The sequence below is a fragment of the Streptomyces sp. ML-6 genome (assembly GCF_030116705.1).
Taxonomy (GTDB): domain Bacteria; phylum Actinomycetota; class Actinomycetes; order Streptomycetales; family Streptomycetaceae; genus Streptomyces.
Genome location: NZ_JAOTIK010000001.1, coordinates 6,406,344 through 6,419,932 on the forward strand (window position 1 = coordinate 6,406,344; position 13,589 = coordinate 6,419,932).

At 71.0% G+C, this 13,589-nt stretch carries 12 protein-coding genes; 5 read left to right on the forward strand and 7 right to left on the reverse strand.

Translation table 11 applies throughout. The annotated features are described in order from the left end of the window. Positions 1 to 36: 36 nt before the first annotated feature. On the reverse strand, positions 37 to 1,128 hold the full coding sequence (gene zapE / locus OCT49_RS28265) for a cell division protein ZapE (protein ID WP_283854611.1): 1,092 nt from the start codon (positions 1,126 to 1,128) through the stop codon (positions 37 to 39). Between the two features lie 37 nt (positions 1,129 to 1,165). Here zapE and OCT49_RS28270 point away from each other — a divergent pair, with 37 nt between their 5' ends. From OCT49_RS28270 to msrB, 4 genes are all read left to right on the forward strand, one after another. Then, positions 1,166 to 1,930 carry a pyrimidine reductase family protein gene (locus OCT49_RS28270; protein WP_283854612.1) on the forward strand — a complete coding sequence of 255 codons (765 nt, stop codon included), beginning with the start codon at positions 1,166 to 1,168 and terminating at the stop codon, positions 1,928 to 1,930. Positions 1,931 to 2,077: 147 nt separating this feature from the next. Next, positions 2,078 to 2,530 (forward strand): indole-3-glycerol phosphate synthase, encoded by a 453-nt coding sequence (locus OCT49_RS28275; protein ID WP_283854613.1) that lies wholly within the window; start codon positions 2,078 to 2,080, stop codon positions 2,528 to 2,530. A 69-nt stretch (positions 2,531 to 2,599) separates the two neighbouring features. Further along, positions 2,600 to 3,994: a UDP-N-acetylmuramate--L-alanine ligase gene (gene murC, locus OCT49_RS28280; protein WP_283854614.1), complete on the forward strand. Its 1,395-nt coding sequence runs from the start codon at positions 2,600 to 2,602 to the stop codon at positions 3,992 to 3,994. Positions 3,995 to 4,003: 9 nt separating this feature from the next. Then, the gene (msrB, locus tag OCT49_RS28285; RefSeq protein ID WP_148840022.1) at positions 4,004 to 4,411 is read left to right on the forward strand and encodes a peptide-methionine (R)-S-oxide reductase MsrB; all 408 of its coding nucleotides are present in this window, start codon (positions 4,004 to 4,006) and stop codon (positions 4,409 to 4,411) included. 31 nt (positions 4,412 to 4,442) lie between these two features. Here the strand turns inward: msrB and OCT49_RS28290 are convergent, their stop codons facing one another. The 4 genes from OCT49_RS28290 to OCT49_RS28305 all read right to left on the reverse strand — a co-directional run bounded on the left by OCT49_RS28290 (position 4,443) and on the right by OCT49_RS28305 (position 8,925). Beyond that, positions 4,443 to 4,922: a hypothetical protein gene (locus tag OCT49_RS28290; RefSeq protein ID WP_283854615.1), complete on the reverse strand. Its 480-nt coding sequence runs from the start codon at positions 4,920 to 4,922 to the stop codon at positions 4,443 to 4,445. Positions 4,923 to 5,159: 237 nt separating this feature from the next. Next, positions 5,160 to 7,619, reverse strand: coding sequence for a GTPase-associated protein 1-related protein (locus tag OCT49_RS28295; RefSeq protein WP_283854616.1), 2,460 nt, complete (start codon positions 7,617 to 7,619; stop codon positions 5,160 to 5,162). A 197-nt stretch (positions 7,620 to 7,816) separates the two neighbouring features. Beyond that, positions 7,817 to 8,074, reverse strand: coding sequence for a DUF397 domain-containing protein (locus tag OCT49_RS28300; RefSeq protein WP_283854617.1), 258 nt, complete (start codon positions 8,072 to 8,074; stop codon positions 7,817 to 7,819). Continuing rightward, a complete protein-coding gene (locus OCT49_RS28305) occupies positions 8,071 to 8,925 on the reverse strand; it encodes a helix-turn-helix domain-containing protein (RefSeq protein WP_283854618.1) in 855 nt (284 codons plus the stop codon). The genes OCT49_RS28300 and OCT49_RS28305 overlap by 4 nt, the downstream gene beginning before the upstream one ends. 165 nt (positions 8,926 to 9,090) lie before the next feature. On the opposite strand from OCT49_RS28305, the gene OCT49_RS28310 reads away from it, so the two are divergent. After that, positions 9,091 to 9,555: an ATP-binding protein gene (locus OCT49_RS28310; protein WP_283854619.1), complete on the forward strand. Its 465-nt coding sequence runs from the start codon at positions 9,091 to 9,093 to the stop codon at positions 9,553 to 9,555. A 367-nt stretch (positions 9,556 to 9,922) separates the two neighbouring features. On the opposite strand, the gene OCT49_RS28315 is transcribed toward OCT49_RS28310, so the two are convergent. Both OCT49_RS28315 and OCT49_RS28320 read right to left on the reverse strand, forming a co-directional pair. Then, positions 9,923 to 11,767, reverse strand: coding sequence for an FG-GAP-like repeat-containing protein (locus tag OCT49_RS28315; protein ID WP_283854620.1), 1,845 nt, complete (start codon positions 11,765 to 11,767; stop codon positions 9,923 to 9,925). A 184-nt stretch (positions 11,768 to 11,951) separates the two neighbouring features. Further along, on the reverse strand, positions 11,952 to 13,577 hold the full coding sequence (locus tag OCT49_RS28320; protein WP_283854621.1) for a trypsin-like serine protease: 1,626 nt from the start codon (positions 13,575 to 13,577) through the stop codon (positions 11,952 to 11,954). Positions 13,578 to 13,589: the final 12 nt, after the last annotated feature.

Here is a 13,589-nt window from a genome sequence, read left to right on the forward strand (position 1 = left end):
GGCGCACTCGAACGCCCCGGGTGGTACGCCCCGAACCTACTTCGCCACCAGTCCCTTCGCGTCGCGCGCCAGCGCGGTCAGCCGTGAGATCGCCCGGAAGTACTTCTTCCGGTACCCGCCGTTCAGCATCTCCTCACTGAACAGCCGGTCGAACGGCAGCCCCGAGGCGAGCACCGGGACCTCCCGGTCGTACAGCCGGTCCGCGAGGACGACGAGCCGCAGCGCGGTCGACTGGTCGGGCACCGGCCGGACCTCGGTGAGGCAGACCGCCCGCAGGCCGTCCGTCAGCGCGCCGTAACGGCTCGGATGGACGCGGGCCAGATGGTCGAGCAGCGAGGAGAAGTCGTCCAGGCTGGCCCCCTCGGTGGCGTACGCGGCCCGGGTGACCTGCTCGTCGGAGTACGGGGGAGGCGCCTCGGGCAGCCCCCGGTGGCGGTAGTCCTCGCCGTCGATCCGCAGTGGGCGGAAGTGCGAGGACAGCCCCTGGATCTCCCGCAGGAAGTCGGCGGCGGCGAACCGGCCCTCGCCGAGCTTGCCGGGCAGCGTGTTGGAGGTGGCGGCGAGCGCGACCCCCGCCTCCACCAGCCTGCTGAGCAGCGACGACACCAGCACGGTGTCGCCCGGGTCGTCCAGTTCGAACTCGTCGATGCACAGGAGCCGGTGCCCGCTCAGCGTCTTCACGGTCTGCTGGAAGCCCAGCGCGCCCACCAGGTTCGTCAGCTCGACGAAGGTGCCGAACGCCTTCAGCGAGGGCTCGGCGGGCGTGGCGTGCCAGAGGGAAGCCAGCAGGTGGGTCTTGCCGACCCCGTAACCGCCGTCCAGGTAGACCCCCAGCGGGGCCGAGGGCGCCGACGGCTTCCTTCCGAACCACTTGCGCCTGCCCGAACCGCTGGCGTGCGCCCCGCCGAGCCCGGCCGCGAAGTCGCCCAGGACCTTGACCGCCTCCATCTGGCTGCGCTGATGGGGGTCCGGCACATAGGTATCGAAGCGTACGGAGTCGAAGCGCGGCGGCGGCACCATCTCGGCGACCAGCCGCTCGGCCGGTACGTGGGGCTCGCGTGCGCACAGGGACAGGGGAGCCGTTTCGGCTATGGGGCTCTGCCCCGAGGGGGCTGTGGAGGACGACACAACTCTCCACCTTAAGCGCCGTGCCAGACTGCAGGACATGCGACGCCTCTTCCCTGTGACCGACCTGACACCGGCCGACGACGAGGGGGAGTGGTCCCTGGACGCCCTGGCCGACGCCTACGCCTACCCCGAACAGGACGGCCCCTGGCTCCGCGCCAACATGGTCTCGACCCTCGACGGGGCCGCCCAGCACGACGGCCGTTCGCAGCCGATCTCCTGCGAGAACGACATGCGGATCTTCGGCACCCTGCGCGCACTGGCCGATGTGATCGTGGTGGGGGCGGAGACGGTGCGGATGGAGGGCTACCGGCCCGCCCGGGCGCGTGAGGCGTTCGCCGCCCGCCGGGCCGCGGCCGGGCAGGCGCCCGCACCGGCGATCGCCGTGGTGAGCGGCAGCCTGGATCTCGACTTCTCGCTCCCGCTGTTCACCGCACCGCTCGTGCCGACCCTCGTGCTGACCGGCGCCGGGGCCCCGCCCGGCCGGATCACGGAGGCGTGCGCGGTCGGCGCCCAGGTGGTGATCGCGGGGGAGGGGTCCCGGGTGGACCCGCCCAGGGCCGTGCGGGAACTGGCGGCCCGCGGGTTCCGGCGACTGCTGACCGAGGGCGGTCCGAGGCTGCTGGGCCAGTTCGTGGCGGCCGGGGTGCTGGACGAGATCTGCCTGACCCTCTCGCCGATGCTGACCGCCGGGGACGCCCAGCGGATCGCCGGGGGCCCCTCGGTGGCCGTGCCGGAACGATTCGTCCTGGCTTCCCTGCTGGAGGAGGCAGGGTTTCTCTTCACTCGGTACCGTCAGGGCTGAAAAGAGCGGAATTCCCCGTTCCGGTTAGCTTCGGGTGGGCACAATGACTCTCGCAGACCCCGTGCGAGCACGGGGAAGGATGGTTTCAGCAGAGACCGGTGAGGTTACTGAAGCAGAAGGGCACCTGTGGTGTTCACCAGCGTTTTGATGATCGAGAAGCCCCTCACTTCCGAGGACGTCGATTTCGTCACCACCCTGCACGGCGAGGAGCGGACCTCCTTCGTCGTGCTCATGCAGCCCCGCGGTGACCAGGCCGATGTGCTGCTGCGGGCGATCGACGACCTGGCGATGGGCGAACTGAAGGAAGCCATCCGCGAGGCCGGGGAGCCCGAGGGCAAGAACGCCAGACAGTCCGCCGAACTCGCGCTCGAGGTGTCGCTGGAGGCGTTGCGCCAGGCAGGTTCCGAAGCGGTGGGACAGGTGATCGAGGACCACCCCCTGGACAAGTTGAAGTCCGTGGTCGACGAGGCGGGGGCGGACGAGGTCATCGTGCTGACCGCACCGCACTACGTGGAGGAGTTCTTCCACCGGGACTGGGCGTCCCGGGCCCGTCACAAGGTCGGCGTACCGGTGCTCAAACTCTTCGCGCACAGCGAATAGGCTGGGCGGGCGGCCGGGCGTGGCACCCGTCCGCGACCGAAAGCACGCCCAGCCCCCGGAGGACCCCACATGACACCCGGTATTCCTGCCGCCATGGAACGGCCGCACTTCATCGGCATCGGCGGCGCCGGAATGTCGGGCATCGCGAAGATCCTCGCCCAGCGCGGTGCCAAGGTCGCGGGCAGTGACGCCAAGGAGTCGGACACCGCCGAGGCGCTGCGGGCGCTGGGGGCGACCGTCCACATCGGGCACGCCGCCGGGAACCTGGCGGACGACGCCTCGTGCGTGGTCGTCTCCAGCGCCATCCGCCCCGACAACCCGGAGCTGGTGCGCGCCGCCGAACTGTCGGTCCCCGTGGTGCACCGCTCCGACGCCCTGGCCTCCCTCATGGGCGGCCTGCGCGCCATCGCGGTGGCCGGTACGCACGGCAAGACGACCACCACCTCGATGCTGGCCGTCGCCCTGACCGAGCTGAACCTCGACCCCTCGTACGCCATCGGCGGCGACCTCGCCGGTCCCGGCACCAACGCCACGCACGGCGAGGGCGAGATCTTCGTCGCCGAGGCGGACGAGAGCGACCGCAGCTTCCAGAAGTACGACCCCGAGGTCGCGATCGTCCTCAACGTCGAACTCGACCACCACGCGAACTACGCCTCGATGGACGAGATCCACGAGTCCTTCGAGGCCTTCACGGACAAGATCGTCCCCGGCGGCACGCTGGTGATCTCCGCCGACCAGGCGGGTGCCGTCGAGCTGACCGCCCGCGTGCGCGAGCGCGCGGGGGCGAACGTGGTCACCTACGGCGAGGCCGACTCCGCCGACGTGCGCGTCCACCGGATCACCCCGCGCGGCCTGACCAGCGAGGTCACGGTCCTCCTGGGCGGGAAGTACCTCACCTTCACCGTCTCCGTGCCCGGCCGGCACTACGCGCTCAACGCGGTCGCGGCCCTCGCCGCCGGCGTCGCCCTCGGCATCCCGGCCCACAACCTGGCCTCCGCCCTCGGCAAGTACACCGGGGTCAAGCGCCGCCTCCAGCTCAAGGGCGAGGCGGCGGGCGTCCAGGTCATCGACTCCTACGCGCACCACCCCACCGAGATGACCGCCGACCTGGAGGCGATGCGCGGAGCCGCGGCCGACGCCCGGATCCTGGTCGTCTTCCAGCCCCACCTCTTCTCCCGCACCCAGGAACTCGGCACCGAGATGGGGCAGGCCCTCGCGCTGGCCGACGCCTCCGTGGTCCTGGACATCTACCCGGCCCGCGAGGACCCGGTCCCCGGCGTCACCAGCGAGCTGATCATCGACGCCGCACGGGCCGCGGGCGCCGACGTCACCCCCCTCAGCGACAAGACGGCCGTCCCCGGCGTCATCGCGGGAATGGCGAAGCCCGGCGACCTCGTTCTCACCATGGGGGCGGGCGACGTCACGGACCTCGGCCCGCAGATCCTGGACCACCTGTCGAGCTGAGGGAGCGACGTGTCGTACGACATCGAGAAGCCGGACGAGCAATGGCGCGAGGAGCTGACCCCGGCCGAGTACGCGGTCCTGCGCCAGGCCGGCACCGAGCCCGCCTTCGTCGGTGAATACACCGACACCAGGACCGAGGGCGTCTACTCCTGCCGCGCCTGTGGCGCCGAGCTGTTCCGCTCGGACACCAAGTTCGAGTCGCACTGCGGCTGGCCGTCCTTCTACGACCCGAAGGACACGGACGCGGTCGAGCTGGTCCAGGACCGCAGTCACGGCATGGTCCGCACCGAGGTCCGCTGCGCCCGCTGCGGATCGCACCTCGGTCACGTCTTCGAGGGTGAGGGCTACCCCACCCCGACGGACCAGCGGTACTGCATCAACTCGATCTCGCTGCGCCTGACGCCCACCGGGGACTGACGGCCGCCACGCCCCGGGCGGGGCCGGGCGGTCAGCCCTCGCCCCCGTTCGGGTCCTCGTCCCCGGTGGCCACCGGCCGCAGCAGCGGATGGGCGACGCCGGGGAAGACCACGGCCCGCGCGGCCCGCTCCCCGGGCCCGGCCGGGGCCGCCCCGGGAATGCCCCACGGGCGGCCCGGCAGCACCACGGTCAGGACGTACGAGGACGCGCAGCCCGTGCAGTCGTAACGGTCCGCCCAGGTCTCCACGTCGGTGACGCTGCCGGGATACCGCGCGACGTGCCGGTGCAGGGCGTGGCAGCGCCCGCACCGCTCCCCGGGCTCGCAGGTGCTGCCGCAGGGGCACGGCAGGTCCGGCGATTCGGCGGGGTGCCAGCGCTGGGTGAGGACGGCCTCACGGGTGGCGCCCATGTCCTTCATCGCCTTCAGATGCCGTGCGGCGACGTTGTACGACTCGCCGGTCGCGGCCATCCGGTCGCGGATGACGTCCTTGCGTCCGCGGTTCGTCGTCATCTGCTCCTCCTGAGGCATGTCACGCAGCCCGCCAGGAGCACACGAGATCGGTACGCCCCACGGTACCGGCAACTCCGGACCACCCCTCCCGGGCATCCGGCGGACTCCCGGGGGAGCCCCGGGGACCCGCCGGGGAACGGCCCCGGAGCGTGGCCGCGCACTGCTCCAGGAGCCGCTACGAATGCCGCACCCGGCGGGAACGGCCCCGGCCCGCCGCGCATACCGCTACGAACGACGCTACGAACGCCGCACCCGGGCCGTCAGCCGGCTGCCGAGCCGCCTGCCGAAACCCCCCGGCCGGCTCCACGCCCGGAACGCCTCCGCCGTACGGCTGCTGCCGATGCGCCCGGCCGCCTCCTCGGCCGCCGCGGCCCCGTCGGCGGGCAGCGCGCGGACCACCGGGCGCAGCACCTCCTCCAGCAGCGCCGTCCGGACCTCGCCCCAGGCGGGGCCCGCGTGCGGATGGGCGCTCCAGACCGCGAAGCAGTCGGCGACGTAGGCAGGCTCCGAACGCAGCCGGGCGAGCACCGCGTCCTGCCGGGCGGCCCTGCCGTAGGCCGCGAGGAGATCCGCGTCGTCGCTGTGGACGAACGCGTACAGCTCCGCCTCCGGGCGGTCCGGGGACAGCAGCCGCTGCGCCAGCGCCCCCAGCGCCTGCTCGCGGACGCCCGGCTCCACCGGCTCGGCCGCCGCGCACAGCCGCCGGGCCCGTTGTGCCCAGTCCGGCTCCGCCGCGCCCGACCGCAGCTCCCGCGCGAACTCCAGGAGCAACAGGGCGCCGCGCCCCCGAGCGTCGATCTCCCCGGGGAAACCGCGCAACAGGTCATGGGCCAGCTCGGCGGCCTCCACGTCGTCACCGGGCGCACCGAGCGCCGCCGCGACGAGCACGGACCACGTACCGGCCGCCCGGTGCGCGTCGGAGGTGCTCGCGGCCAGCAGTTGCCGGGCCTCGCCCGCCGTGGGCGTGCCGTCGCCCCAGACCAGCCCCATCGCCGTACGCAGCACCAGCGGCTCGGTGAAGGGCGACATCCCGCCGGCCCGCAGCACCGCGTGCAGCGCCCCCACCCGGTCGTCACCGCCGCCCGCCTTGGCGTCCGGGGCCGCCGCGCACATCCGCAGGTGCGGCAGCGCCTGCGCCCCGGTGAACGGCAGCGCCACCCCGGACAGCAGCCGCTCCGTCCCCGACGGGTCGTACGGGGCGAGCCGGTCCAGCTCGCCGAGCAGTGCCGTCCGCACGTCGAACTGCTCGTCCAGGAGGTCGAGCAGCACCGGACCGAAGTCGCCCGCCCCCTCCTCCAGCAGGGACCGGGCCATCCGGCCCACGACGGCGGGTAGCAGGTCCGCGCAGTCCACGTCGAGCAGCCGCGCGATGCGCAGCAGCTGAACGGTGCGCCCCACGCTCCGGCCGGGGGCGGCGTCCGGGACGGCCGCCGGCCCGCCGGTGGCCAGTTCGGTGCGCAGATCGCCGCCGACGGCCCCGACCAGCGCCGCGGCGACGCGTTCCCCGCCCGGACCGGCGAAGACCGAGCGCCCCGGGGGAGTCACGAGGACGTCGCCCCCGTAGACCGCCTCCGTCACCAGCAGGGCACCGAGGGAACCCGTCACGGCGGCCGGGGCCCGTCCGTCGAGCGCGGTCAACAGGCGTGCCACGGCGGCGAGTTCGCGGGGCGTGCGGTCGATGTCCGGGTCGCTCAGCGCGTCGGTGAGCCGGTGCGTGTGCTCCTCGTCCAGGGCGTACGGCCGCTCGGCGGCCCACTCGGCCGCCGCGGCCCGCTCCCCGGGCCCGAGCGGAACGTCCGCGCAGAGCGCCGTCACGGCGAGCGGACCGGCGGCGAACGGCCCGCCGGGCAGTTCGGCCGCCGCCCGGAACAGCTCGGGGGACCGGTTCCGCCAGATCCGGGCGCAGGTCTCGGCCCAGGCGTCGTCCACCGGCTCCCCGGGCCGGGCGCCCGTGCAGTCGTGCACCCGCAGCGCGTCGGGGCCGTCCGCCGGCGGGGCGTCCTGCGGGAGCACACCGACGATCCGGTACGGGGAACGCGCCGGACGGCGGGTGTACGTCGTGAACGTCAGCCGGTGCGCGTCGTCCGGCGGGAGCACCGCCGAGGCGAGGGCGATCCACCTGGCCACATCGGCGCTGTGCCGCTCCACCAGCACCAGGCGTCCCGCCGCCGGGTCCTCGCACACCCGGCGCAGATCGGCGAAGACCGCCGCCAGCCAGGGGCTCCGGGAGACCGCGAAGTCGTTCAGCGCCTCGGGACCGGAGGCGGCGGAGGCGGGCAGCGCGGATATCCGGTCGGGGGTGCCGCCCTCCGGCGGGGTGGAGGCCCAGCTCGGCGACCGCCAGGCGGTGATCGGCAGAACGCCGCCCGGCAGCCGCGCACCGGCCGGCAGGTGCACCGCGTGCGCGTGGAACCCGAGGGCGCCGTGCCCGGCGAACGCCACCGCGCGGGACAACAGGTGCCCGCCGTCCGGCAGGTCCCCGAAGCTGAACGCCTCGGGCAGCGAACGGAGTTGGTCGGGCGTCGGCCGGTGCGGGGCGTCGGCGGGCGGCTCGTAGCGAAGGAGCTGCTCGGCCTCGGCCAGCACCTGCGTGGGCAGCCCGGCACTGACCGCGGTGAAACGCGCGCCGCTGCCGCCCCCGTCGTCGTCCGCGGAGGTGGCAGCGGCAGAGGTGTAGTGCAACTGCGCGAAACTCATGCGTCGGGCCCTCTTCGTCCTTGCCGCGGAACTCCCCGTGCCCCTCGGGGCGGGCCGCACGACGCACGGCGACGACCCCGGCGGGAGGCGGGAACCGCGATCGCGGGAGCGACGCTATCAAGGCGCGCGCCTCCCCGCGCGCCCTGCCGAACGGCCGTACCGCGTACCGGAATCGCTCCGGTACGCGGCACGGTGCGTCAGACGTGCGCGGTGCCCACCGCGTACGTGACGAAGCCGGTCCAGGCGGTGGGGGAGAGGGCGAGCTGCGGGCCCTGCTCGACCTTGGAGTCCCGGACGTGGACGGTGGTGGGGCAGGTGGCGACCTCCACGCAGTCGTCGCCGGACCCACTGCTGTAGCTGGATTTGTGCCAGGAGAGGGCGACTTCGACGCAGGAGTCGCCGTCGCCGCCGCTGTAGCTGCTCTTGAACCAGGTCAGGTCTGTTGTGGTGTTCATAGCGCTCCTCGCATCCGCTGCAACAGGCCCACGGAGTCCTCGGGGGTGTGAGCCTGCGAACGCATCCTGGCATACCGCATCTGGAGCACACTGACCACAGCCGGGTCGACTTGGAGCTGGCCGGACTTCTGCCCCTCGCTGTAGCCGAGCCATTTGTGCTCCGGTGTCTCCAACAACTGGATCGGGCCGTCCAGCCCGGCGTGGTTCTCGCGGACCTGCGGCATGATTTGAAGCTCGACGTTGCGGAGCTCGGCGAGTTCGAGAACGCGGTCGATGGCCTCCCGGGTGATCCGGGTGCCGCCGGTGCGCCGCAGAAAGAGATGTTCTTCGAGGATGAAGCTGTAGTTGGTGTGGGTCCGCTCCCGCAGCAGTTGCTGGCGGTCCATCCGGGCCGTGAGCTGCTTCTCGATCTGCTCGTCCTCGAGCATCGGGAGCTGGTTGAGGAACAGCGTCCGCGCGTACGCCTCCGACTGCAACAGCCCCGGGACCAACCGGCACTCGTACGTGAACAGGCTGATCGCCTCGGTTTCCAGCTTCGCCCACTGCTGGAACCAGCTCGCGATGCCCGGCCGCCGGGACAGGTGCTTCGCCGCCGCCCTGATGGCCCCGAACGCGTCCAGCACGGTCTCGGAGCGCTCGACGAAGGGCAACGGCGGGAACCTGCGGCCCTGTTCGATCGAGGCGACGGTCGGCACCGAGTACTGCACCAGCGGCGCGAACTGCTCCTGCGTCAGCAGCGCCCGTTTGCGGAAGACCTTGACGATCTCCCCGAACGTCCTCAGGCTCTCCGTGGGTTCGGGCTCCCCGCCCGACCTCACCGCCCCGCCCGTCGTGCCCACGCCGTCCGTCATGTCCGGCCACCTCCGTACTCGCCGCGCTCCGTGCCTCTACCGGCAGACAACGCGTCCATCGTCACGGACCGTTACCCCTACTGTCCACCGTCCGTACCCGTACGCTGACCGAGCGTACGGGTTCTGCTGCTGGTCCAGGGGGGCTCCGGTCGTCATGGTGAGGGCATGGAAGCACCCGCTACCCCTCAACCGCCGGTCACCGTACGTGTGTTCGTGCAGCGCTTCAGCTCCACACCGCGCGGCGCCAGGCTCGCCCGCCATCTCGCCCTGCACGTGCTGCACGACTGGGGCATCCCGTACGGCAGTGACGCTTCGGAGACGGCGGAGCTGATTGTCGCCGAGCTGGTCACCAACGCGGCGACGCACGGCCTGGTGCCGGGGCGGGACTTCGAGCTGCGGCTCGGCCACTCGCCGGGCGTCGGAGGCGCCCGGGGCGTACTGCGGATCGAGGTCAGCGACACCCGGGGCGAGCGGCGGCCCCCGGGTCCGGGAGAGCTGGTGGTGCCGCCGCCCGGCTCGGACGGTGGGCGCGGACTCGTCCTGGTCGACGCGCTGGCCGACCGATGGGCGGTGCTGGACCGGAATCCCCCGGGCAAGACGGTCCGGGCCGAGTTGGACGTGTCGTACTGACGCCGTGTGGTGCTGGACGTGTCGCACTGACGCTACGTTTCCGCGGCCCCGTGAGCGGGGCGAGGTCGTAGCCGTGTCGGACAAGGATCTGGGCGAGTTGCTTTGCGGTGCAGCCCAACAGTGTCGCCAGGACCGCCGATGGATGCGGCCGATATCCGGCGGTTCGGTGACGAGGTTGTCGCTCCGTGGATTCCGGACGGGCATGTAGCACAAGAATGGGGATGCCCACATCGTTGAGCAGCGCCCGGGGTTGGGGGCCGCAGCAGATGTGGGCGGACAGAAGTCCTTGCCCCTACAGGTGGACGAACGGGGTGCTCGCGCTGCCGGCACGGGCGTGGGCTTGATGTCTGGCGGCAGGCTCTGTCGGTTAGATGACGCTGCCGGTCCAGTGCTTGGCCGGTGCCTTGATGTCGGTGCCGGTACTGGTGAAGGTGAACAGGGAGTCGATCCGGCGGCCGTCGGCAGTGGTTCCGGCGCGGTAGAGGACGCCGATGTCGTCCTTGCCGTCCTTGTCGTAGTCGCCGGATGTCAGTCCGCTGTTGTTCCAGTTGAACGCGCCGGTGCTGGCCCAGACTTCGCGGGGGGCGGCGAGGTCGGTGCCGTTGCTGGTGAGGGTGAAGAGTGACGTGGCGGCTTTGCCGTCAGCTGCCGTGCCTCGGTTGTAGAGGATGGCGATGTCGTCCTTGCCGTCCCCGCTGTAGTCGCCGGAGGTCGCCTTCGACGCGTTCCAGTTGAAGGACCCGCTGCTGGTCCAGGTCTTGTTGGGCGAGTTGAAGCCGGTGCCGTTGCTCGCGAAGGTGTAGAGCGACGTGATGAACTTGTCGTCGGCCGACTTCCCGGTGTTGTAGAGGACGGCGATGTCGTCCTTGCCGTCTCCGTTGTAGTCGCCGGAGGTGACCTTCGAGGCATCCCAGTTGAACGAGCCCGAGCTGGTCCACGTCTTGCGCGGGTCGTCGAAGCCTGTGCTGTTGCCGTTGAAGGTGTAGAGCGAGGTGATGAACTTGTCGTCGGCCGACTTCCCGGTGTTGTAGAGGACGGCGATGTCGTCCTTGCCGTCTCCGTTGTAGTCGCCGGAGGTGACCTTCGAGGCGTCCCAGTTGAACGAGCCCGAGCTGGTCCACGTCTTGCGCGGGCTGCTGAATCCGGTGCCGGTGCTGGTGAAGGTGTAGAGCGAGGACACCCGGCCGGTGTCCGAGGTACCTCCGTCGTAGAGGACGGCGATGTCGTCCTTGCCGTCTCCGTTGAAATCGCCCGAAGCCAGCTTGCTGAAGGCGTAGGTGAAGCCGCCGGGAGTGCTCCAGACCTTCTTGGGTGCGCCGAAGCCGGTGCCTGTGCTGTAGAAGGCGAAGAGCGATGACCTGTTCTTGCCCTCAGGCGACGTGCCGTTGTCGTAGAAGGCGGCTACGTCCTCCTTGCCGTCGGCGTTGAAGTCCCCGGAAGTGACCTGGCTCTCCTGAGGCAAGGCGCGGATCTGCTGGATCCATTCGCCGAGGTCGTCCAGGCGGGTCTCCACGGCGCCATTGCGGGTTTCGTTCGATCCCAGGCAGCCGGCCTGCCAGGACATGCTGTGGACGGCGACGAGCTCGGCCCTGCCGTCCTTCTCTCGCAGCGCGGGACCGCCTGCGTCACCCTTGCAGATGCTGCCGCCGTCCCTGGTGACGGCGACGGTGGTGGCGTCGGTCTGGGTCACGGCGAAGGCCCCGGCATGCAGGCGGTCGGGAACCCAGGAGTTCGCGGTGCGACCGTAACCCACGGCCTGCAATGTCTCACCTGCCACCGGCCCGTTGGTGGCCAGTACCACGGGGGCGATGTCGGTGACAGGTTCGGCGAGCTTGGCCATCACCAGATCGCGGTCCGTCCGGGACACCAGCTCGGTGATCTCGACGACCTTGCCGGCTGTGCCCGTCAGGTCGGTGCGGCCAATGGTCGCCATGGTCTTCTCGGCCGGTGCGCCGGCGGGTACAGGGAAGGCCGGCTGTCCGGCGGCGGCGAAGCAACTGCTGGCGGTGAGGACCCACTGGGCGTCGACAAGGGAGCCGGTGCAGGCACGCTCACCGCCGACATCGATTTTCGCGGCGAACGTATAGATGTTGTCAGCGACGGTGTCACCGACGACGGCCTGCGCCGGCGTAACGATGGTCAACGCACCGACCGCGGCAGTTGCGGCCAGTAGTGCGGTGGCCTGCACACGACGGGGTGGTCTGATGGGCACGTGGCGTTCCTTTGCTCGGGTGGTGTACCGAAGAGGCTTTGTCCGGAGAATGTGCCGGAGGTGATCGGAGCGCATTCGACAGGGTGCGGATGATGTTGTGAGCAGTGGGCTCTGTCCTCCGGCCTCGTTGCCAAGGCCGGAGGGATTTCCCAGAGGCTCGTGCGGGCGCTGTGGGAGCGTGTGGTCAGTCGGCGCTGCCGGTCAGGGCGACGCCGGCAGGTGTGCCGGGGTAGCCGGCGACCTGGTCCACGGCGTCCCACTTGCCGTTGTCGTGGCGCAGGATGTGCTTGATCTTCCCATCGGCGGTGACGACAGCGGCCTGGAATTCGCGGGTGACACTAGCGGCATCGACGCTGATGGTCGCCTCTGTGCCGAGCCTGCTGCCGAGGTCGCCGAAGGAACTCCAGCTGCCGGTGGCGTCGGCCCGGATCGCGTGCTTCTTGCCGCCGGTGGGGCTGGTGAGGATGATCTGGAGGTCGCTGCCGGTGCCGGCGAAGGCCATCCCGTTGATCACGGCCAGGCCTGTGGGCAGATTGCTGATGTGCCCCCATGCGCTCCAGGTGCCGTCGGAGCGACGGGTGGCGTGGTAGGCCTTCTTGTCCGCGACGACACCGATCTGCGTGTCTCCGCCAGAGGTCTGAGCGGTGGTCACCTGGGTGGCGTTGCCGAGCACACCGAGTTTGGCGCTGACGTCACCCCACTTGGACCAGTTCTCGTCCGCGTCCTGTGTGGCGTGGTAGATGCGGCCGGATGCGAGGCCGATGAGTGCCAGGCCGGACCCGGTGGAGGTGACCGCGACGCTGGTCAGTCCGGGCTTGGAGCCGACTTCGTCGGTGATGTCGCGGAAGGCTTCCCAGCCTCCGGTGGGGCGGCGGTTGGTTTCGTAGAGGTGTCCGTCGCCGCTGACGGCGAAGACGTAGTTCTTGCCCTTGATCGCGGCGTCGGCGGCGTAGGCGAGATCCTCGATACTGCCGGCGACCTTCTGGACGTCGCCGAACCCGGTCCAGTCGCCATTGCTGTTACGCATGGCGTGGTACAGCCCCGTGCTCGTCCTGGCAAGCATCTGCAAGTTCCAGTTGTTCAGAGTAGAGGCAGTGTTCTCCGTGAGCCAGGCACGGATGTCATCAACACGACTCGCTACAGCGCCGGTCCTGGTCTCAACGGAGCCCAGGCAACCGCCCTGCCAGGACCTGGAAGCGACAGCGGCAAGCTCGGGGCGGCCATCCTTCTCCCGGAAGACCGGCGCGCCGGTATCCCCCTTGCAGACGGGGGCGCCATCGATACCCAGAGCAGTGGCTTCCACCACGCCGGCCGTGAACGACCCCATGTGCAACCGGTCGGGCACCCAGATGTCCTTGGTGCGCCCGTAACCCGTGCCCCTGAGCGCCTCGCCTGCGGTAGGGGCGGTGGTTGCGGGGTGCAGGAAACTCACCCCGTAGACGGGGGAGTCGAGCTTGGCCAGGACCAGGTCCCGGTCCGTACGCGGGATCAGCTGAGTGATCTGCCGGACCTCGCCCGTGGTGCCGGTCAGGTCGGTACGACCGATCGTCGCGGTCGACTTCAGTGCGGGCGCCCCGGAGGGCAGCGTGGCGAACTGAGCCGGGTCCTCGGTGAAGCAACTTGCCGCAGTGACCATCCACTGGTTGTTCAGGAGCGTGCCCGAGCAGGCCCGCACCCCGCCGACATCGATCCTCGCAGTGAAGGTATAGGTGTTGTCGGCGACCGCGTCACCGATGACGGCTTGGGCAGGTGTGGTGAGGGTGAGGGCGCCGGCTGCGGCTGCAGCGGCCAGTAGCGATATGGCTCGCACTTTGCGAGTAGG

What these genes read in the sequence shown, in the direction of transcription:
- OCT49_RS28275 (WP_283854613.1), top strand. Translation starts at nt 2,078, where the DNA reads ATGATCGAGAAGCCCCTCACTTCCGAGGACGTCGATTTCGTCACCACC.
- OCT49_RS28290 (WP_283854615.1), bottom strand. Translation starts at nt 4,922, where the DNA reads ATGACGACGAACCGCGGACGCAAGGACGTCATCCGCGACCGGATGGCC.
- OCT49_RS28295 (WP_283854616.1), bottom strand. Translation starts at nt 7,619, where the DNA reads ATGAGTTTCGCGCAGTTGCACTACACCTCTGCCGCTGCCACCTCCGCG.
- OCT49_RS28305 (WP_283854618.1), bottom strand. Translation starts at nt 8,925, where the DNA reads ATGACGGACGGCGTGGGCACGACGGGCGGGGCGGTGAGGTCGGGCGGG.
- murC (WP_283854614.1), top strand. Translation starts at nt 2,600, where the DNA reads ATGACACCCGGTATTCCTGCCGCCATGGAACGGCCGCACTTCATCGGC.
- OCT49_RS28270 (WP_283854612.1), top strand. Translation starts at nt 1,166, where the DNA reads ATGCGACGCCTCTTCCCTGTGACCGACCTGACACCGGCCGACGACGAG.
- OCT49_RS28300 (WP_283854617.1), bottom strand. Translation starts at nt 8,074, where the DNA reads ATGAACACCACAACAGACCTGACCTGGTTCAAGAGCAGCTACAGCGGC.
- OCT49_RS28310 (WP_283854619.1), top strand. Translation starts at nt 9,091, where the DNA reads ATGGAAGCACCCGCTACCCCTCAACCGCCGGTCACCGTACGTGTGTTC.